The following is a 17,981-nucleotide window of genomic DNA, read 5'->3' as shown; positions in this document are numbered from 1 at the left end:
AGTAAGTTGGCAGCATCACCTCCACGGCGTTATTTAATAGCGCGTCAAATTCGTCGTTGTTTACGCTTTTGAAAAAACTGATAATCTCACTGGCGCCAAAATTAGCCTGCTGCGGTTCGTTTTGCTCAAGGTATAATTTAAACCGCACGCGGAATTCCGAATAGCCATCGCAGTTCAGCTTGCGGCAAAAGCGCAGCACGGTTGTGGTGGACACCCCCGCCGCATCCGCCAGTTCACGAATGGTCATGTACATCACCCGATCGCGGTTTTTAATGACGGTGTTGTAGACCATCATCTCCAGGTTGTTGAGGCTGGCAATGGCGGAATGGGAGAACATGCTCACTGGGGCTAAACTCACTCATCAGACTTCATCTTCAGGGAATAATAACATGCAGCCAAACGACATCACTTTTTTTCAGCGCTTTCAGGATGACATTCTGGCCGGACGTAAGACCATTACTCTCCGCGATGAAAGCGAATCACATTTCAAAGCGGGCGATGTGCTGCGGGTGGGGCGTTATGAGGATGACGGCTACTTTTGCACCATTGAGGTTACAGGCACGTCGACGGTCACGCTCGATACGCTGAGTGAAAAACATGCTCAACAGGAGAACATGTCCCTGGACGAACTGAAGCGGGTAATTACAGACATTTACCCGGACCAGCATCAGTTTTATGTTATTGAATTTAAATGCCTTTAAGTTGTTATGTGAACGACCGTTAGCTGAAATAATACCTCAACCTTATGATTGTAATAAATAAATTTTAAACTGATATTTATTTTAGCGAACAGGTGTTCACTGGAATCATTCTCAGTTAGCATAGACAGCGAGACATTATTCACTTTTGTTTTCCCGGAGTTATCTATGGTTAGCAAACCATTAACCACACAGGGATATTCGCTGGCTGAGGAGATAGCCAACAGCATTAGCCACGGTATTGGCCTGGTGTTTGGCATCGTTGGGCTGGTGTTGCTGCTGGTTCAGGCCGTCGACACTAACGCCAGCACGCTGGCGATCACCAGCTACAGCCTCTACGGCGGGAGTATGATCCTGCTGTTTTTGGCCTCCACCTTGTACCACGCCATTCCCCATCAGCGGGCCAAGATCTGGCTGAAGAAATTTGACCACTGCGCGATCTATCTGCTGATTGCCGGAACCTATACGCCGTTTTTGCTGGTCGGGCTGGATTCACCCCTGGCGCGTGGGTTGATGATTGTTATCTGGAGCATGGCGCTACTGGGGATCCTGTTTAAGCTCACCATCGCGCACCGCTTTAAGGTGCTGTCGCTGGTGACCTATCTGACCATGGGCTGGCTGTCGCTGATTGTGATCTATCAGTTGGCGGTAAAACTGGCGGCGGGCGGTGTGACACTGCTGGCGGTGGGCGGAATTGTCTATTCGCTGGGGGTCATTTTTTACGTCTGCAAGCGCATCCCCTATAACCACGCTATCTGGCACGGGTTTGTACTGGGCGGCAGCGTGTGCCATTTCCTGGCGATTTACCTGTACGTCGGGCAGGTCTAATAAAAATTGCCGGGTGGCGGCTTCGCCTTACCCGGCCTACGGGTTTTGTAGGCCCGGTAAGCGCAGCGCCACCGGGCAACAGCTATCACTCTTCCAGCGAATAGGGCAGCGGCTCAATGCTTAACGTATTCACATCCTCACGGACGCGGAAGACGCTGTCTGGCTCCATATCATTATTCATCACGGCCTGAACCAGCAGGCGGCCATCGTCAAGCTGAACGGCAGCCAGTATGGTGCCGGTACGGCGCCAGTTATCACCCATTTTCAGCTCCAGATCTTCACCGGCTTCCGGTACGCGACTGGCTTTACCCGCCAGATACCAGAGTGCGCGTTTGTTGGCGCCGCGGAACTTCGCGCGGGCAACCATCTCCTGACCGGTATAGCAGCCTTTTTTAAAGCTGATACCGCCCAGCGCCTGAAGGTTGGTCGCCTGCGGAATAAACTGCCCGCTGTTGGCGGCATCGATAACCGGAATGCCCGCTTCAATGTCCAGCGACAGCCACTGCTGGCTGTTATTTAACTGCGCTTCGCCACGCAGGGCCTGGGTCACGCGCTCGGCGGTAGCGACATCGGTTACCAGTAAGAAACGCTCTGCCGGATGTTCAAACCACAGCAGCGAGGTAGCCCCGTCGTTGGTGACCTGTTTTTCTGCATCAGGCAGTTCGCTGAACAGGTTTTTCAGCGCGGCGCGCGCCTGGAAGCCCGCCACACCCAGCAGCACCTGCTCGTCATCGGCCGCGATGGTCACTTTAGAGAATACCGCATACTTTTTCAGCTCGGTGAGCTGGGCGTCGCGCAGGCTACGACGTTCGATCAGGGCAAAACCATCCTGACGACGGAAGAGGCGCAGGTTGCTCCACATCTTGCCTTTCGGATCGCAGTGCGCCGCCAGCAGATGCTGGTGTTCGGTCAGCTGACTGACATCCGCGGTCACCTGGCCCTGCAGGTACTTTTCGCTGTCCACGCCGACGAGGGTTGCCAGCGCCCAGTCATCAAGGGTCATAAGCGTCAGCGGCAGACGCGCAGAGGCGACAGGCTGGCGCGGAGAAAAGGGTGTAAATGCCATATTGATGTCCTGAATTGCTTAACGCTTTGATAATGCCTAATGGTAAAAGAGACTGTAGCCATTGCAAGCGGTTTCAACAGGCTATTCGTGCCCTTAGCCTAATCTACGTAACGCTACGCAAAACAGCTGAACACGCTTATTTATTGTGGTTTTTTGTGGAAGCCTGCTCCTGGAACACAATATTCCAGTAATGAAACAGCAAAAAACACGTTACACTAAGAGCCGTTTCTTCCCGGTTGAGCACGTTTCTCTGCCGATACGAACGGAACACTGCCTGAACTCAACGTTATGCAGGAATCAGACATGGACATTAATAACAAAGCCCGCATTCACTGGGCATGCCGTCGCGGCATGCGCGAACTCGATATCTCCATCATGCCGTTCTTCGAATACGAATATGACAGCCTGAGCGATGAGGATAAGCATCTCTTCGTTCGCCTGCTGGAGAACGACGATCCCGATTTATTTAACTGGTTGATGAATCACGGCAAACCCGCCGACGCCGAGCTGCAACGGATGGTGCTTTTAATTCAGACACGGAATCAGGAACGTGGTCCTGTGGCAATCTGATCTACGCGTCTCATGGCGCGCCCAGTGGATGTCGCTTCTGCTCCACGGCCTGGTCGCGGCTGTTATTCTTCTGATGCCGTGGCCGCTGAGCTACACCCCGTTATGGCTGATGCTGCTGTCGCTGGTGGTGTTTGATAGCGTACGCAGTCAGCGGCGCATTAACGCCCGTCAGGGTGAAATCAAACTGTTTATGGATTCCCGTCTGCACTGGCAGGAGAGCGAGTGGGAAATTGTCGGCACGCCGTGGATGCTGAACTCCGGCATGATGCTCCGCTTACGCAAAGGCGCGGGTCAACGCTGCCATCATTTATGGCTTGCGGCAGACAGTATGGATGAAGCGGAGTGGCGGGATCTGCGTCGGATGATGTCGCACCAGCCGACGCAGGGGCGGTAGTGGTTTAGCTGAACTGCTCCGCCATTTCGCCAAGGATTTGTTCGCACCAGCTCTGCAGGCGCTCTTCACTGAGGTCGTACTGGTTGGTTTCATCCAGGGCCAGCCCGACAAACAGCTCTCCGTCGGCGATAATCGGTTTCTTGCTGGTAAACTCATAGCCTTCTGTCGGCCAGTAACCGATGAACGTGACCCCTTTCGGTGCCAGCTTGTCATGCAGCATCCCCAGCGCGTCGAGGAACCACTCGCCGTAGCCCAGCTGATCGCCCATGCCGTAAAGCGCGATAATTTTGCCTTCAAGCGCCAGGGAGTCGAGCTGATCCCAGATGGCTTCCCAGTCTTCCTGCAGTTCTCCGAAATCCCAGGTCGGGATGCCAAGGATCAGCACGTCGTACTGCTCCATCATCGATGGGGCATCATCTTTGAGATTGTGCAGGGTGACCAGTTCCGGGCCGATAATGTCGCGAATTTTCTCTGCGGCCATCTCGGTGTAGCAGGTGCTGGAACCATAAAAAAGACCAATATTCATCGCTAAAATGTCTCAATACTTGCTATGACTTTGCGAGTAGTGTACCAGAAACAAGACCCATTCAGGCATAATGCCCCATTGCAGAACGAAAGAGGCGGACGTGGAAAAGGATCTCGCACTCATCGAACAGTTTCTCGATGCGCTCTGGCTGGAGAAGAATCTTGCCGAGAATACCCTCAGCGCCTACCGACGCGATCTGGCGATGCTGGTGGCATGGTTACACCATCATGATCTCTCTCTGGCCACGGCCCAAAGCGACAATTTGCAGGCGCTGCTTGCCGAGCGGATGGAAGGGGGATATAAAGCCACCAGTTCCGCGCGGCTGCTGAGCGCCATGCGGCGTCTGTTTCAGCACCTTTATCGCGAGAAGATACGCCCTGATGATCCCAGTGCGGCACTGGCGTCGCCAAAACTGCCCCAGCGTTTGCCAAAAGATCTCAGCGAAGCGCAAGTTGAGAGATTATTACAGTCGCCAGTGGTTGACCAACCGCTGGAGTTACGCGATAAAGCGATGCTCGAAGTGCTTTACGCCACAGGATTACGCGTGTCTGAACTGGTCGGGCTGACGGTGAGCGATATCAGTCTGCGCCAGGGCGTGGTACGGGTGATCGGTAAAGGTAATAAAGAGCGTCTGGTGCCGCTGGGTGAAGAGGCGGTTTACTGGCTGGAGAACTATCTTCAGCATGGCCGCCCCTGGTTGCTGAACGGTGTCTCCATTGACGTGCTGTTTCCCAGCCAGCGCGCGCAGCAAATGACACGTCAAACCTTCTGGCATCGCATCAAACATTACGCCACACTGGCGGGTATCGACAGTGAAAAACTTTCGCCGCACGTTCTGCGTCACGCGTTTGCGACCCATCTTCTGAATCACGGCGCCGATCTGCGCGTGGTCCAGATGTTGCTTGGGCACAGTGACCTGTCAACGACGCAAATCTACACGCATGTCGCGACGGAACGCCTGCGGCAGCTACACCAACAGCATCACCCACGTGCGTGATGACTTGTAACAGGAACCAATATGAAAAAGTCTTTAGTGCTGTTCTCTCTGCTGGCAGCGTCATTATCCGGTCTGGCGCATGCTGACGATGCGGCCATCAAACAGTCTCTGGCGAAGCTTGGTGTCACCAGTAGCGAAATTCAGCCTGCGCCCGTTGCGGGCATGAAAACGGTACTGACCAACAGCGGCGTGCTGTATGTGACCGAAGACGGTAAGCACTTTATCCAGGGACCGCTGTACGACGTGAGCGGCGCGCAGCCGGTTAACGTTACCAACCAGATGCTGATGAAAAACCTGAACGCGCTGGAAAAAGAGATGATCGTCTACAAAGCGGCGCAGGAAAAACATGTCATTACCGTCTTTACCGACATCACCTGCGGCTACTGCCACAAGCTGCATGAAGAGATGAAAGATTACAACGCGCTGGGGATCACCGTGCGTTATCTCGCCTTCCCGCGTGCGGGCGTGCAGAGCCAGCCTGAGCAGGACATGAAGGCCATCTGGTGTGCGAAAGATCGCAACAAAGCCTTTGATGATGCCATGAGCGGTAAAGGCGTTAAGCCTGCCTCCTGTGATATCGACATTGCCAATCACTACGCGCTGGGCGTGCAGTTTGGTGTGACCGGTACGCCTGCGATCGTGCTGAGCAACGGCTATGTTGTGCCGGGCTACCAGGGGCCGAAAGAGATGAAAGCCTTCCTTGATGAGCACCAGAAACAGTTTGGCGGTAAATAATTCGCGTGAAATCTTCGACACAACTTCGTCGTCGTGAAGTGGACGAGAGCGCCGCGTTACCCGCGACGCTCCCTCCGCTGTTGCGTCGGCTCTATGCCAGCCGTGGCGTGCGAAATGCAGATGACCTTGAACGCAGCGTAAAGGGTATGCTCTCCTGGCAGCAGCTTAGCGGCGTCGAACGCGCCACCGAGCTGCTGTACAACGCCCTGCGGGAAGGAACGCGCATCATTGTGGTGGGGGATTTTGACGCCGATGGCGCCACCAGTACCGCGCTGAGCGTGCTCAGCCTGCGGGCGATGGGGTGCGACAACGTCTCATATCTGGTGCCGAACCGCTTTGAGGATGGCTATGGCCTGAGTCCGGAAGTGGTGGATCAGGCTCACGCCCGCGGCGCGCAGATGATCCTGACGGTGGACAACGGGATCTCCTCCCACTCCGGAGTTGAGCGCGCCCATGAATTTGGCATCCCGGTGCTGGTCACCGATCACCACCTGCCTGGGGATACCTTACCGGCGGCAGAAGCGATCGTTAACCCCAACCTGCGCGACTGCGACTTCCCGTCGAAATCGCTGGCGGGGGTGGGGGTGGCTTTCTATCTGATGCTGGCGCTGCGTACACGGCTGCGTGATGAAGGGTGGTTTGACGCTAAAGGTATTGCGCCGCCTAATCTGGCGGAATTCCTTGATCTGGTGGCGCTGGGCACCGTAGCGGACGTGGTGCCGCTGGATGCCAATAACCGTATTCTGACCTGGCAGGGTTTGAACCGCATTCGGGCGGGGAAATGCCGTCCGGGTATCAAGGCGCTGCTGGAGATCTCCAACCGGGACCCGCTGCGGCTGGCGGCCAGCGATCTCGGCTTTGCCCTTGGCCCGCGTCTGAACGCTGCCGGACGTCTGGACGATATGTCGGTGGGCGTAGCGCTGCTGCTGTGCGATAACATCGGCGAGGCGCGCGTACTGGCCAACGAGCTGGACGCGCTGAACCAGACCCGCAAAGAGATCGAGCAGGGGATGCAGGCCGAAGCCCTGATCCTCTGCGAAAAGCTGGAGCGCAGCGGCGACTCGCTGCCCGGCGGGCTGGCGATGTATCACCCCGAGTGGCATCAGGGGGTGGTGGGCATCCTCGCCTCGCGCATTAAAGAGCGTTTTCACCGCCCAGTGATCGCCTTTGCCCCTGCCGGAGACGGCACCCTGAAAGGATCCGGCCGCTCGATTCAGGGGCTGCATATGCGCGACGCGCTGGAGCGCCTGCATACGCTGCATCCGGGGCTGATGATTAAATTTGGCGGCCACGCCATGGCGGCGGGACTGTCGCTGGAAGAGGCGAAATTTGACCAGTTCCAGCGCCTGTTCAGCGAGCTGGTCACCGACTGGCTGGATCCGGCTCTGCTCCAGGGCGAAGTGGTCACCGATGGCCCGCTGGCGCCGGCGGATATGACCATGGAGGTGGCGCAGATGCTGCGCGACGCCGGTCCGTGGGGGCAGATGTTCCCGGAGCCGCTGTTTGACGGGCGTTTTCGCCTGCTGCAACAGCGTCTGGTGGGGGAACGGCATCTGAAGGTGATGGTGGAACCGGTTGGCGGCGGTCCGCTGCTGGACGGTATCGCCTTTAACGTGGACACCACAATCTGGCCTGATAACGGCGTACGCGAAGTCGAACTGGCCTATAAACTGGATATTAACGAGTTTCGCGGCAACCGCAGCCTGCAAATCATCATCGACCATATCTGGCCACTTTAGCATCACTATTCCGCTATAAAAAAGGGCGTGAATCCGGTACAATTCCGCCCTTACACCGCATTTTTACTCGTCCATAAAAGAAAACAGACCATGTTTGAAATTAATCCGGTAAAAAACCGCATTCAGGACCTCACCGAGCGCTCCGACGTTCTTAGGGGGTATCTTTGACTACGATGCCAAGAAAGAGCGTCTTGAAGAAGTAAACGCCGAGCTGGAACAGCCAGACGTCTGGAACGAACCTGAACGCGCACAGGCGCTGGGTAAAGAGCGTTCCTCTCTCGAAGCTATCGTAGATACGCTGGATCAAATGGCGCAGGGTCTGGATGATGTTTCCGGACTGCTGGAGCTGGCCGTTGAGGCCGACGACGAAGAGACCTTCAACGAAGCTGTCGCAGAGCTCGACGGGCTGGAAGAGAAGCTGGCACAGCTGGAATTCCGTCGTATGTTCTCCGGCGAGTACGACAGCGCCGACTGCTACCTTGATATCCAGGCCGGTTCCGGCGGTACAGAAGCCCAGGACTGGGCCAGCATGCTGACCCGCATGTATCTGCGTTGGGCTGAAGCCCGCGGCTTCAAGACTGAGATTATCGAAGAGTCTGAAGGCGAAGTGGCAGGCCTGAAATCTGTCACCATCAAGATCATTGGCGATTATGCCTACGGCTGGCTGCGTACTGAAACCGGCGTACACCGTCTGGTGCGTAAGAGCCCGTTCGACTCCGGCGGTCGCCGCCATACCTCGTTCAGCTCCGCGTTTGTCTATCCGGAAGTGGACGAAGATATCGACATCGAAATCAACCCGGCAGATCTGCGTATCGACGTCTACCGCGCATCCGGTGCGGGTGGTCAGCACGTTAACCGTACGGAATCTGCGGTGCGTATTACCCACATCCCTACCGGGCTGGTGACACAGTGCCAGAACGACCGTTCCCAGCATAAAAACAAAGACCAGGCCATGAAGCAGATGAAAGCGAAGCTTTATGAGCTGGAGATGCAAAAGAAAAATGCTGAGAAACAGGCGATGGAAGATAACAAGTCTGATATCGGCTGGGGCAGCCAGATCCGTTCTTACGTCCTTGATGACTCCCGCATCAAAGACCTGCGTACCGGTGTCGAAACCCGTAACACGCAGGCGGTGCTGGATGGCAGCCTGGACCAATTTATCGAAGCAAGTTTGAAAGCAGGGTTATGAGGAACCAACATGTCTGAACAACAAGCACAGGGCGCTGACGCGGTAGCCGATCTTAATAATGAACTGAAAACCCGCCGCGAGAAGCTGGCTGCGCTGCGCGAGCAGGGCGTGCCGTTCCCGAACGATTTTCGCCGCGATCGTACCTCAGACCAACTGCATGCTGACTTCGACGCTAAAGAGAACGAAGAGCTGGAAGCGCTGAACATCGAAGTGGCCGTTGCTGGCCGCATGATGACCCGTCGTATCATGGGTAAAGCCTCCTTTATTACGCTGCAGGATGTTGGCGGTCGCATTCAGCTGTACGTCTCCCGTGACGATCTGCCGGAAGGCATCTACAACGAGCAGTTCAAGAAGTGGGACCTGGGCGATATCCTGGGCGCGAAAGGGAAACTGTTCAAAACCAAGACCGGTGAACTCTCCATCCACTGCACCGAGCTGCGTCTGCTGACCAAAGCCCTGCGTCCGCTGCCGGACAAATTCCACGGCCTGCAGGATCAGGAAGCGCGCTACCGTCAGCGCTACCTGGATCTCATCTCTAACGATGAATCCCGCAAGACCTTCAAAATTCGCTCTCAGATCATGGCCGGTATCCGCCAGTTCATGGTGGGCCGCGACTTTATGGAAGTAGAAACCCCGATGATGCAGGTGATCCCGGGCGGCGCGTCTGCGCGTCCATTCATCACCCATCACAACGCCCTGGACCTGGACATGTACCTGCGTATCGCGCCGGAACTGTACCTGAAGCGTCTGGTGGTCGGTGGTTTCGACCGCGTGTTTGAGATCAACCGTAACTTCCGTAACGAAGGCATCTCCGTGCGTCATAACCCAGAGTTCACCATGATGGAACTCTATATGGCCTACGCGGATTACAAAGATCTGATCGAGCTGACCGAATCCCTGTTCCGCACCCTGGCGCAGGACGTTCTGGGCACCACCGAAGTGCCGTACGGCGAAGAGGTGTTCGACTTCGGTAAGCCGTTCGCTAAGCTGACCATGCGTGAAGCAATTAAGAAATACCGTCCGGAAACTGAGATGGCGGATCTGGATAACTTCGACTCTGCGAAAGCGATCGCTGAGAGCATCGGTATCAAGGTTGAGAAGAGCTGGGGTCTGGGCCGTATCGTGACCGAGATCTTCGAAGAAGTGGCCGAAGCGCACCTGATTCAGCCAACCTTCATTACCGAATACCCGGCTGAAGTTTCTCCGCTGGCGCGTCGTAACGATGTGAATCCGGAAATCACTGACCGCTTCGAGTTCTTCATCGGTGGCCGCGAAATCGGCAACGGCTTTAGCGAGCTGAACGATGCAGAAGATCAGGCGCAGCGCTTCCAGGATCAGGTTGATGCGAAAGCCGCAGGCGACGACGAAGCGATGTTCTTCGACGAAGATTACGTGACCGCACTGGAACACGGCCTGCCGCCGACGGCTGGTCTGGGTATTGGTATCGACCGTATGGTGATGCTGTTCACCAACAGCCACACCATCCGCGACGTGATCCTCTTCCCGGCGATGCGTCCGGTAAAATAATCCCTGTTGCGAAAAAGCCCCGGCGTATATTGCGTCGGGGCTTTTTTATTGCCTGGCGTTTGTCGCGAAGCGCAGCGGTGAGCCTCTTGCAGCCCGGGCTTCTTCGCCCTTCACGGCCTGGAGCGTAATCGCTGCTACACTGGTTGTCGCGCAGGGTGCTCTTGGGCATCCGTAATGAGGCTGCTATGATAGCGCGGCCATTCACGTTGACCGAGGAACTGTTTTGTTTGCAGGAAGCCCGACGAAAAACCCCGTTTCTGCTCTGTTTTGCCTGATTCTGGCCCTGTTGCTGGCGGGATGCGCGGGCAGTAAATCATCGGATTCTGGCCCGGTGTATACCGTTAAACGCGGTGATACGCTGTACCGTATATCGCGTGCGACCGGCACCAGCGTGAAGGAGCTGGCGCGCCTGAACAATATTTCTCCGCCTTACACCATCGAAGTGGGGCAAAAGCTGAAGATTAACGGTACCAGCAGTACGGCCAGAAAGTCTTCGTCAAAGAGCCGCGGTAAAACCGCTGCGGTCACCCCATCTTACACCGTACCGAAATCTTCCTGGCCGCCTGTCGGGCAGCGCTGCTGGGTCTGGCCTGCCAGCGGCAAAGTGGTGATCCCGTACTCCACCGCAGAAGGGGGAAACAAAGGCATTGATATCGCCGGCACCCGAGGCGCACCGGTGTATGCTTCCGATGCGGGCAAAGTTGTCTATGTCGGCAATCAGCTGCGGGGTTATGGCAATTTGATCATGATTAAGCACGGTGAGGACTACATCACCGCCTATGCCCATAACGACACAATGCTGGTGAATAACGGGCAAAACGTGAAGGCGGGGCAGAAGATTGCGACTATGGGCAGCACCGGCTCCAATACCGTGGCGCTGCATTTCCAGATCCGCTATCGGGCGACGGCTATCGATCCGATCCGCTATTTACCGGCGCCGGGCGGTAAACCGAAGTGCTAAGTGACTATTTTATCGCCACTTAGCAAGCAGGTCTCTTGTCAGCAGAGGCGTAAGGTCTATAATGCCTTACGCACCTCAAAGCGGGCGTAGTTCAATGGTAGAACGAGAGCTTCCCAAGCTCTATACGAGGGTTCGATTCCCTTCGCCCGCTCCAGCTTTTATCTCTGCAACAGCGCGACACAGCATCCGTCCCCGTCGTGCAAAAATTTAAAAATAAACAACCTAAATTTTACCCGCCGTTTATTCATTGCTATATCTGAAGAGAGAAGTAGAGGCCAACCTGCGCAAATCGCAGAGCTATTCTGGCTGCTATCCAACGTTATCAGGTCATACTATGCATCTTATTTCACCCGTTCGTCCCGAAGGGGCCATGCAGCGTCTGCTTGCGGCGCTTGAGCCGATCGCGGATAAACTCCAGGTCATCCCCCGCAAGCGAATGACCTGGACATACAAAGGACGTCCCCAGCTTTACTTTTTTATCGAGGGAGAGTTATCCATCCTGCGTGCCTCTGATGGGCTGTTGATTGTCACAGTTTACGAAGCGCATCTTTTTGGTATTGCGGAGATGATCCAGCCGACAAAAGGCCATATTCTGCGCACCGAAGCTGAGTCGACACTGTTACGGATTGATGCAGGGCGGGCGGCGGAACTTATTTCCCAACAAGGGTTATGGGAGGATGTGGCTGCGGTGCTCTCCTACCATACTGCTTATCTGTTTTATCGTGATGCGCTAGTGGTACAACAACGAACCTATTCCGTGATACGTAACCACCTGCTGGAGATGATCACGCTGCCGGAACAGACTCGCATGCGTATATCGATCCTCGATTATATTCAGGACAGAACGCTGCTTTCCCGCAGCAGTGTGTTAAATGTCATTTCTGCCCTGAAACGAGGGGGATATATCAACTTTAAACGTGGCGGTTATCTTCAGGAACTAAAGAGTTTACCAGAGAGTTTTTAACTGAAAATTTAATTTTAAACAGAATGATAATTAACCTGACAGCTTTTTTTCTATATCGTTTGCCTACTGAAATTAATAAAGAAATCTATCTACAGTAAGTGTGAACGGGATTGTTATGAAAAAGACTATTGTTGCGTTAATTATCGCAAATGCTTTTACCGCTACCGCAGCTTTTGCTGCAGGTGATGCCGGAACCTGGTACAGCGGTGGAAAATTAGGTTGGTCGCACTATTTCGATACCAACACGGGTAGCAAAGCGCTGGATAATAACAGTGGCTCAAACCATTTTGATTTAGACCAGGATAATGTGAGTGGCGGTATTTATACCGGTTACCAGATTAACTCCTGGCTTGCTGTGGAAGGTGGTTACGACTATTTAGGGAATATGCAGTTAAACGGCCATCACGCCGGCGCTGGCGCCAGGATGAAAAGTCAGGGGATCCAGATGTCCCTGAAAGCCAGCTATGCCGTCACGCCGAAATGGGACCTGTATGGCCGGGCCGGGGCAATGGGATACCGGGCTGAATCCGATGTAAGCGGTCATAATCGCTTTGAAACCGGAGTCCGCCCGCTGGCTGCTGTAGGAACCGAGTATGCCTTTAACAAAAACTGGGCGGGCCGCCTTGAGTATCAATGGGTAAGCAACGTTGGCAACGCCAATCAGATTGGGGTAAGCAGTGATGTCAGTTCGGTTACGGCCGGGCTGAGCTACCGTTTTGGTCAGCATGAGGACGCACCTGTTGTCGCCACTCCCGCGGCTACCGTTGAACCGGCCCCGGCGCCACAGCGTTTTAACCTGAAATCCGATGTGATGTTTGACTATGACTCTGCAACCCTTACCAGCGAAGGTCACGCAGCGATTCGCCAGCTCTATAATAGCCCGGGTTTACAGCCTGCCAACGACAAGTCGACAGTGGTTATCGGCTACAGCGATCGTATCGGTACGCCTGACTACAATCTGCAACTCTCTGAACGCCGCGCGCAGGCTGTAGCTGATGAACTGGTTGCGCTGGGCATTCCGGCGCAAAACATCACCACAGCAGGCCGCGGTGCGAGTGAGTCCGTGACAGGAGCGCAATGTAATGGTCAGAGCGGCAACGCGCTGATTGGTTGTCTATCCCCGGATCGACGGGTGGTGGTAGAGATCAGCAATAAATAAAATTCTGGAACGCTTTAAACCCGGCATTAACCTGCCGGGTTTTTTTATCGAATATTAGCCGGTAATAACCGGTTTGAGCGCAATATGTATCTGCTGTAACCCCATTTCATTCTTATCTTTAAGGTATTGCTGATTCATCATGGCTAATGCTTCTAATCGGGAAAGAGAAGCGTAAACGGGCTGTACATCGCTATCCATTTCAAATATCTCTTTGGGTTTTACATCCTGTAAATATTGCTTTTTTAGCGTGTCGGTAAGCCTCTCTATATCCTGTTTATTGGAATTGTACAGCGAGGCGATATGGGATGTCTGTGCCGGTGGGGCTTTGCTGCCGGGCAGAACTAATGGAATATGCAATCTGTTGATCTGTTCAACTTTGTCCGGTTCCGGGCTGCTACAGCCGGTGATAAAAACCATACTAAATACCAGTATGAGCGGGGATATCTTTCTCATTATCTGACCTGTATTACTGAAAAACAGCGTTAATTATCCAGCGTGGGTAGCCAGATTGCAGATTAATGTTGTTTATTTTTAAACGAGCAGGTTGAATAGAGATGTCGCGCTATGCTTAATCCCAACCATAATAATTCAGAGGCAATGTCATGGATAATGAACTGCTGGAGGCGGGATACCGGGCCTATACCGGTGAGAAAATTGACGTCTACTTCAATACCGGCATCTGCCAACACGCGGGAAACTGCGTGCGCGGCAGCGCTAAGCTCTTCAATCTGAAACGTAAACCGTGGATCATCCCTGATGAAGTGGATGTCGATACGGTCGTGCGTGTGATCGATACCTGCCCAAGCGGCGCACTTAAATACCGCCACAAATAAGCGAGATAACATGGATATTCAGGAAGGCCATAACAAGTTTTACGTGAACGATGCCGAAGGCAATCAGGTTGCGGAGATCGTCTTTGTCCCCACCGGCGAGCACCTCAGTATCATTGAGCATACCGATGTCGATCCCAGCCTGAAAGGGCAGGGCGTGGGCAAACAGCTGGTGGCAAGGGTGGTGGAAAAGATGCGTGCCGAAAACCGTAAAATTATTCCCCTCTGCCCGTTTGCGAAACACGAATTTGATAACACCCGCGAGTATGACGATATCCGCGCCTGATTCTGAACCTGCAGCAGCGCGCTGCAGGTTCTCTTTTTTAAGCGATAAACATCACCGACACGCATAACACCCCGACAATCAGCGTCAGCACATTGCCGACGGAGCGGTAGGGCTTCAGCGCCGGAATGAGGAATGTCGACAGAGTCGGCATGATGAACAAAATCATGGCGATAAGTGGCCCGCTGATGGCATAGATCATCGAGATGGCATTGGGATTAATGCAGCACACCGCAAAGGTGATCAGGGAGACCCCCATCACCGATACCGCCCGATTAAAGGCCCGGCTTTTCTTTACGCCAACCTGGTTTAATCCTGATTTCACCATCGCTGTAGCCCCCTCAATCACCCCGAAATAGGTGCCGAGAAACGACTTCGACATCGCGATGATGGCGACAACAATCCCGGAGATCCCAAGCCACGAAGGGGAGGAGGGCATCATCGAGAGCGCCGAGAGGATGGTGACCCCTTCCTCTTTCGCGGCGACGATGTAAGAGGGTGGGATCGACATCAGACAGCTGAAGACGAAGAAGAGCACGCTCAGGCAGATAACCAGGTAGGCCACCTTCATGATGCGGGTACATTTGCCCATGGCGGCCTCGCCATATTTCTCCCGCCGGTCGACGGCAAAGGTTGAAATAATCGGCGTATGGCTAAAGGCGAACACCATCACCGGAATGGAGATCCACACCTGGTGCAGAGTGTGCTTATCAACGCTCATCTGGCTGGTGAGCAGCGCGGGTTGCCAGCTGTGGGTGAGATAGAGCGACACCAGCAGGAAGTAAGCGATCAGCGGGAATACCAGAAAACCCATCACCCGGATGGTGGCATGCCGCCCCATCAGGAAGATCAGATTTAACGCCAGCACGACGCCCAGGCTGACCAGCACCCGCACGGGGGTGTCCACCGTCATATGCTTCGCCAGCTGTTCGGTCAGCGAGTTGGTGATCGCCACGGCATAGATCTGCACCACCACAAAAAAGGCGATAAAGTAGAGCGTGGTGATCAGGTTGCCGATCTTTTTCCCGTAGTAGTAGGTCACCGCGCCGGTGATCCCTTCGCTACCTTTGGTTTTTGCAGAGAGGATGAACTGGCATAACGCTTTGTGGGGCCAGTAGGTGAATGGATATGCCACAAGGGCGGTGATGAAAAGGACGACAGCGCCCGCAGATCCCAGTTGGATGGGCAGGAACAGGGTTCCTGCGCCCACGGCAGTGCCGTAGAGGGCAAAGCTCCAGAGGGTCTCTTCTTTAGACCAGATTTTCGACATGAGATAAACGTATCAACTATAAAACCAACAAAAAGGAGACTATTTTACCATAATCAACAGTTGGCCTGGCGGTTGGAACGGTTTTAAGCGGGCCGGAAAGCATTTCCGGCCAGGGGAGTTAAGAGGTGGCAGCCTGCCGCTGTTGGCGTCGCTTAATCATGCGATCGCGCAGGGTATCGTACGCCCAGTTATAAACCATGGTGTACGGCAGGAAGAAAATAAAGAAGCCAATCTCTAAGGTGAAGGCCTGAAGCAGGCTCACGCCCAGCACCAGCGATACAATCCCGACGCCGATAAAGATGAACCCGACTTCAAAGCCCAGCGCGTGCAGGGCGCGGACTTTCGCGGTGCGAGGCACCTTATGCCGCGGCCACAGCCTGTCGAACAGGTAGTTGAAGATGATGTTCCAGATCATCGCCGTGGTGGCGAGGAGAACAGTTAACCCGCCCATCTCCAGTATGGGGCGCTGCATCAGCCACGCGGTGGTCGGGGCCAGGATCGCCGTGGCAATACCCTCAAAACAGACGGCGTGAAAAATGCGTTCCGGCAGTTTTCTGCGCTGAACATCGTTGTGCTGCATAATCTCTTACCTCAAAAACAAGCCAGGACGGCCAATCATGCGGCTATTTTTATCGCTAAAAGTGATATATAAAAGTGAGATTCCATCGATAAAGTAGATACTACATGCGCTACTCACCCGAAGCGTTAACAGCATTTGTCGAGACGGTTGCTGCGGGCTCTTTTTCCGCTGCGGCCCGCCGCCTGCGGAAAAGCCAGTCCACCATCAGCACCGCCATCGCCCATCTGGAGGATGACCTGGGTTTTGCCCTGTTCGACCGCAGTGCCCGCCAGCCGGTACTCACCGCCCAGGGCAAGCAGGTGCTGGGCTATGTGCAGTCGATTCTGGCGGCCAGCGCGCGGCTGGATGAACTGGCGGTATCCCTTAGCGAAGAGACCGAAGCACGGCTCACCTTTGTCCTCTCCGATACCCTGCATCCGGATGTGCTGGAGGAGATGCTGTTTCGTTTTGATGAGCGTTTTCCCCATACCGAATTTGAGTGTCTGATTGGCGAAGAGGAAGATGTCATCGATCTGCTGCAAAAAGGGCGGGCGCAGATTGGCCTCACCGAGGCGCGGGAAAACTATCCCACCGACATTGCCGCCGTTCGCCTTCCCATGCAGACCCATATGGCGATTTATACGTCAGCCAGCCATCCGCTGGCCGCGCAGGCGCGAACGGAGCACGATGAACTGCACAGCTGGCGGGAGCTGCGCCTGAATACCTATCTGGAGCGTGAACCGGTGCTGGCGCAGGGGCCGGTCTGGTCGGCACCTAACTACCTGATGTTGCTCAGCATGGCGGTTCAGGGATTTGGCTGGTGCGCGCTGCCTTGCGCGCTGGTAGAGGAGTTTGCGCCGGCGAAAGCGCTGGTGCAGCTCAATGTGCCGGGCTGGCCGCGCTCGGTGGCGATCGATCTGGTCTGGAATAAACGCTCCCCGCCGGGAACGGCAGGCAACTGGCTGCGCCATTATTTACAGCAAAAAGCGGATCCACGGTGATCTCTGCCCCCGTCAGTGGCGACATTGAAACGAACTACACTTAGCGGAGTGTAATAACTGACTGAGAAGAGACCATGACCGCTAAAACGAGAATCACACCCCGGACGCTGATGCTCTCCGCCAGAGAGTGGGTGCCGAATAATCCCCATTTGCCGGTGCTGCTCTATAAAGGGGTGATAACGGATGGCGATCGCGCAAGCCAGTTTGAACAACGATTTGCCGACAACGGTTGGCCGCCTCAGTGGCGCGATGGGGTTTTTGATTATCACCACTACCACTCTAATGGGCATGAAGTCTTAGGTATTGCCCGGGGGGCGGCACGCCTCATCGTTGGCGGACCTGGGGGCGAAGAGATCGAAGTAGAAGCGGGAGACGCACTGTTATTGCCTGCCGGAACCGGGCACTGCCGGATATCTGCAACCGACGATTTTCTGGTGGTGGGTGCCTATCCGCCGGGGACGGATGTTGATCTCTGCAAGCAGGCGGCGACGCCGGCCATGCTGGCGCGGATCGTTGCGTTGCCCTTTCCTGAGCGGGATCCGGTCAATGGAAACTCGCCCGCCTTAACCCAGTACTGGAGATCTTGACCCGCCTTGCCCTGCGCCCGCGCAGGTTAAGTTTCCCGGTATCGGCTGAGCAACCATTTCTCTCGGCCCTCCAGAATCCTTTGTGATAAAACTCACTT

The 17,981-nt window shown here is 54.8% G+C and carries 22 protein-coding genes and 1 tRNA gene; 17 read left to right on the top strand and 6 right to left on the bottom strand.

The window, feature by feature from the left end; genetic code table 11:
- A partial coding sequence (locus B3X29_RS13365) for a MurR/RpiR family transcriptional regulator (RefSeq protein ID WP_414672018.1) occupies positions 1-337 on the bottom strand: 337 nt, incomplete at its 3' end.
- Between the two features lie 52 nt (positions 338-389).
- Between B3X29_RS13365 and yqfB the strand changes: the two genes are divergently transcribed.
- Together yqfB and trhA are read left to right on the top strand one after the other, a co-directional pair.
- A complete protein-coding gene (gene yqfB, locus B3X29_RS13360; protein ID WP_114316856.1) occupies positions 390-701 on the top strand; it encodes a N(4)-acetylcytidine aminohydrolase in 312 nt (103 codons plus the stop codon).
- 165 nt (positions 702-866) lie between these two features.
- Positions 867-1,526 carry a PAQR family membrane homeostasis protein TrhA gene (gene trhA / locus B3X29_RS13355; RefSeq protein WP_159339834.1) on the top strand — a complete coding sequence of 220 codons (660 nt, stop codon included), beginning with the start codon at positions 867-869 and terminating at the stop codon, positions 1,524-1,526.
- A gap of 85 nt (positions 1,527-1,611) precedes the next feature.
- Here the strand turns inward: trhA and ygfZ are convergent, their stop codons facing one another.
- Complete coding sequence (gene ygfZ, locus B3X29_RS13350; protein WP_159339833.1) at positions 1,612-2,592, bottom strand: tRNA-modifying protein YgfZ; 981 nt, start codon at positions 2,590-2,592, stop codon at positions 1,612-1,614.
- A gap of 303 nt (positions 2,593-2,895) precedes the next feature.
- On the opposite strand from ygfZ, the gene sdhE reads away from it, so the two are divergent.
- Both sdhE and B3X29_RS13340 read left to right on the top strand, forming a co-directional pair.
- Entirely contained in the window at positions 2,896-3,162 is a 267-nt protein-coding gene (sdhE, locus tag B3X29_RS13345) for an FAD assembly factor SdhE (RefSeq protein ID WP_103176875.1), read from the top strand.
- Entirely contained in the window at positions 3,143-3,556 is a 414-nt protein-coding gene (locus B3X29_RS13340; protein ID WP_103176874.1) for a protein YgfX, read from the top strand. The genes sdhE and B3X29_RS13340 overlap by 20 nt, the downstream gene beginning before the upstream one ends.
- A gap of 4 nt (positions 3,557-3,560) precedes the next feature.
- Here B3X29_RS13340 and fldB read toward each other — a convergent pair whose 3' ends face one another.
- Positions 3,561-4,082, bottom strand: coding sequence for a flavodoxin FldB (gene fldB / locus B3X29_RS13335; protein WP_103176873.1), 522 nt, complete (start codon positions 4,080-4,082; stop codon positions 3,561-3,563).
- Positions 4,083-4,182: 100 nt separating this feature from the next.
- Here fldB and xerD point away from each other — a divergent pair, with 100 nt between their 5' ends.
- The 9 genes from xerD to ompA all read left to right on the top strand — a co-directional run bounded on the left by xerD (position 4,183) and on the right by ompA (position 13,353).
- Entirely contained in the window at positions 4,183-5,079 is an 897-nt protein-coding gene (gene xerD / locus B3X29_RS13330) for a site-specific tyrosine recombinase XerD (RefSeq protein WP_159339832.1), read from the top strand.
- A 21-nt stretch (positions 5,080-5,100) separates the two neighbouring features.
- The gene (dsbC, locus tag B3X29_RS13325; protein WP_156655193.1) at positions 5,101-5,814 is read left to right on the top strand and encodes a bifunctional protein-disulfide isomerase/oxidoreductase DsbC; all 714 of its coding nucleotides are present in this window, start codon (positions 5,101-5,103) and stop codon (positions 5,812-5,814) included.
- Between the two features lie 5 nt (positions 5,815-5,819).
- Positions 5,820-7,553 carry a single-stranded-DNA-specific exonuclease RecJ gene (gene recJ, locus B3X29_RS13320; protein ID WP_103176870.1) on the top strand — a complete coding sequence of 578 codons (1,734 nt, stop codon included), beginning with the start codon at positions 5,820-5,822 and terminating at the stop codon, positions 7,551-7,553.
- Positions 7,554-7,643: 90 nt separating this feature from the next.
- A protein-coding gene (prfB, locus tag B3X29_RS13315) for a peptide chain release factor 2 (RefSeq protein WP_103176869.1) occupies positions 7,644-8,742 on the top strand; the annotation gives its coding sequence in 2 pieces (ribosomal slippage) (positions 7,644-7,718 and positions 7,720-8,742; 1,098 coding nt in all).
- 9 nt (positions 8,743-8,751) lie between these two features.
- Positions 8,752-10,269, top strand: coding sequence for a lysine--tRNA ligase (lysS, locus tag B3X29_RS13310; protein ID WP_159339830.1), 1,518 nt, complete (start codon positions 8,752-8,754; stop codon positions 10,267-10,269).
- 223 nt (positions 10,270-10,492) lie between these two features.
- Positions 10,493-11,230 carry an amidase activator ActS gene (gene actS, locus B3X29_RS13305; RefSeq protein WP_103176867.1) on the top strand — a complete coding sequence of 246 codons (738 nt, stop codon included), beginning with the start codon at positions 10,493-10,495 and terminating at the stop codon, positions 11,228-11,230.
- Positions 11,231-11,310: 80 nt separating this feature from the next.
- A tRNA-Gly gene (locus B3X29_RS13300) sits at positions 11,311-11,384 on the top strand.
- Between the two features lie 180 nt (positions 11,385-11,564).
- Entirely contained in the window at positions 11,565-12,194 is a 630-nt protein-coding gene (locus B3X29_RS13295; RefSeq protein ID WP_159339829.1) for a helix-turn-helix domain-containing protein, read from the top strand.
- A 115-nt stretch (positions 12,195-12,309) separates the two neighbouring features.
- Positions 12,310-13,353 carry a porin OmpA gene (ompA, locus tag B3X29_RS13290; protein WP_159339828.1) on the top strand — a complete coding sequence of 348 codons (1,044 nt, stop codon included), beginning with the start codon at positions 12,310-12,312 and terminating at the stop codon, positions 13,351-13,353.
- Positions 13,354-13,407: 54 nt separating this feature from the next.
- On the opposite strand, the gene B3X29_RS13285 is transcribed toward ompA, so the two are convergent.
- A complete protein-coding gene (locus B3X29_RS13285; protein WP_236560468.1) occupies positions 13,408-13,770 on the bottom strand; it encodes a hypothetical protein in 363 nt (120 codons plus the stop codon).
- A 185-nt stretch (positions 13,771-13,955) separates the two neighbouring features.
- On the opposite strand from B3X29_RS13285, the gene yjdI reads away from it, so the two are divergent.
- Positions 13,956-14,186 (top strand): 4Fe-4S mono-cluster protein YjdI, encoded by a 231-nt coding sequence (yjdI, locus tag B3X29_RS13280; protein ID WP_040074154.1) that lies wholly within the window; start codon positions 13,956-13,958, stop codon positions 14,184-14,186.
- A gap of 10 nt (positions 14,187-14,196) precedes the next feature.
- On the top strand, positions 14,197-14,469 hold the full coding sequence (locus B3X29_RS13275) for a GNAT family N-acetyltransferase (protein WP_103176863.1): 273 nt from the start codon (positions 14,197-14,199) through the stop codon (positions 14,467-14,469).
- A gap of 37 nt (positions 14,470-14,506) precedes the next feature.
- Here B3X29_RS13275 and B3X29_RS13270 read toward each other — a convergent pair whose 3' ends face one another.
- Positions 14,507-15,736, bottom strand: coding sequence for an amino acid permease (locus tag B3X29_RS13270; protein WP_159339826.1), 1,230 nt, complete (start codon positions 15,734-15,736; stop codon positions 14,507-14,509).
- Positions 15,737-15,854: 118 nt separating this feature from the next.
- Positions 15,855-16,316, bottom strand: a complete 462-nt coding sequence (locus B3X29_RS13265; RefSeq protein WP_103176861.1) for a multidrug/biocide efflux PACE transporter — start codon at positions 16,314-16,316, stop codon at positions 15,855-15,857.
- A gap of 104 nt (positions 16,317-16,420) precedes the next feature.
- Between B3X29_RS13265 and B3X29_RS13260 the strand changes: the two genes are divergently transcribed.
- Together B3X29_RS13260 and B3X29_RS13255 are read left to right on the top strand one after the other, a co-directional pair.
- Positions 16,421-17,296: a LysR family transcriptional regulator gene (locus B3X29_RS13260; protein ID WP_103176860.1), complete on the top strand. Its 876-nt coding sequence runs from the start codon at positions 16,421-16,423 to the stop codon at positions 17,294-17,296.
- A 74-nt stretch (positions 17,297-17,370) separates the two neighbouring features.
- Complete coding sequence (locus tag B3X29_RS13255; protein WP_103176859.1) at positions 17,371-17,883, top strand: cupin domain-containing protein; 513 nt, start codon at positions 17,371-17,373, stop codon at positions 17,881-17,883.
- Positions 17,884-17,981: the final 98 nt, after the last annotated feature.

The organism is Leclercia sp. UBA5076, from assembly GCF_002416465.1.
Lineage (GTDB): Bacteria > Pseudomonadota > Gammaproteobacteria > Enterobacterales > Enterobacteriaceae > Enterobacter.
The sequence above is the reverse complement of the archived record's forward strand: the minus strand, read 5'-3'. Positions and strand labels throughout refer to the sequence as shown.

Coding starts and splice junctions, on each gene's coding strand:
- yqfB (WP_114316856.1), top strand. CDS start 390: ATGCAGCCAAACGACATCACTTTTTTTCAGCGCTTTCAGGATGACATT.
- trhA (WP_159339834.1), top strand. CDS start 867: ATGGTTAGCAAACCATTAACCACACAGGGATATTCGCTGGCTGAGGAG.
- ygfZ (WP_159339833.1), bottom strand. CDS start 2,592: ATGGCATTTACACCCTTTTCTCCGCGCCAGCCTGTCGCCTCTGCGCGT.
- sdhE (WP_103176875.1), top strand. CDS start 2,896: ATGGACATTAATAACAAAGCCCGCATTCACTGGGCATGCCGTCGCGGC.
- fldB (WP_103176873.1), bottom strand. CDS start 4,082: ATGAATATTGGTCTTTTTTATGGTTCCAGCACCTGCTACACCGAGATG.
- dsbC (WP_156655193.1), top strand. CDS start 5,101: ATGAAAAAGTCTTTAGTGCTGTTCTCTCTGCTGGCAGCGTCATTATCC.
- lysS (WP_159339830.1), top strand. CDS start 8,752: ATGTCTGAACAACAAGCACAGGGCGCTGACGCGGTAGCCGATCTTAAT.
- B3X29_RS13295 (WP_159339829.1), top strand. CDS start 11,565: ATGCATCTTATTTCACCCGTTCGTCCCGAAGGGGCCATGCAGCGTCTG.
- ompA (WP_159339828.1), top strand. CDS start 12,310: ATGAAAAAGACTATTGTTGCGTTAATTATCGCAAATGCTTTTACCGCT.
- B3X29_RS13285 (WP_236560468.1), bottom strand. CDS start 13,770: ATGGTTTTTATCACCGGCTGTAGCAGCCCGGAACCGGACAAAGTTGAA.
- yjdI (WP_040074154.1), top strand. CDS start 13,956: ATGGATAATGAACTGCTGGAGGCGGGATACCGGGCCTATACCGGTGAG.
- B3X29_RS13275 (WP_103176863.1), top strand. CDS start 14,197: ATGGATATTCAGGAAGGCCATAACAAGTTTTACGTGAACGATGCCGAA.
- B3X29_RS13270 (WP_159339826.1), bottom strand. CDS start 15,736: ATGTCGAAAATCTGGTCTAAAGAAGAGACCCTCTGGAGCTTTGCCCTC.
- B3X29_RS13265 (WP_103176861.1), bottom strand. CDS start 16,316: ATGCAGCACAACGATGTTCAGCGCAGAAAACTGCCGGAACGCATTTTT.
- B3X29_RS13260 (WP_103176860.1), top strand. CDS start 16,421: ATGCGCTACTCACCCGAAGCGTTAACAGCATTTGTCGAGACGGTTGCT.
- B3X29_RS13255 (WP_103176859.1), top strand. CDS start 17,371: ATGACCGCTAAAACGAGAATCACACCCCGGACGCTGATGCTCTCCGCC.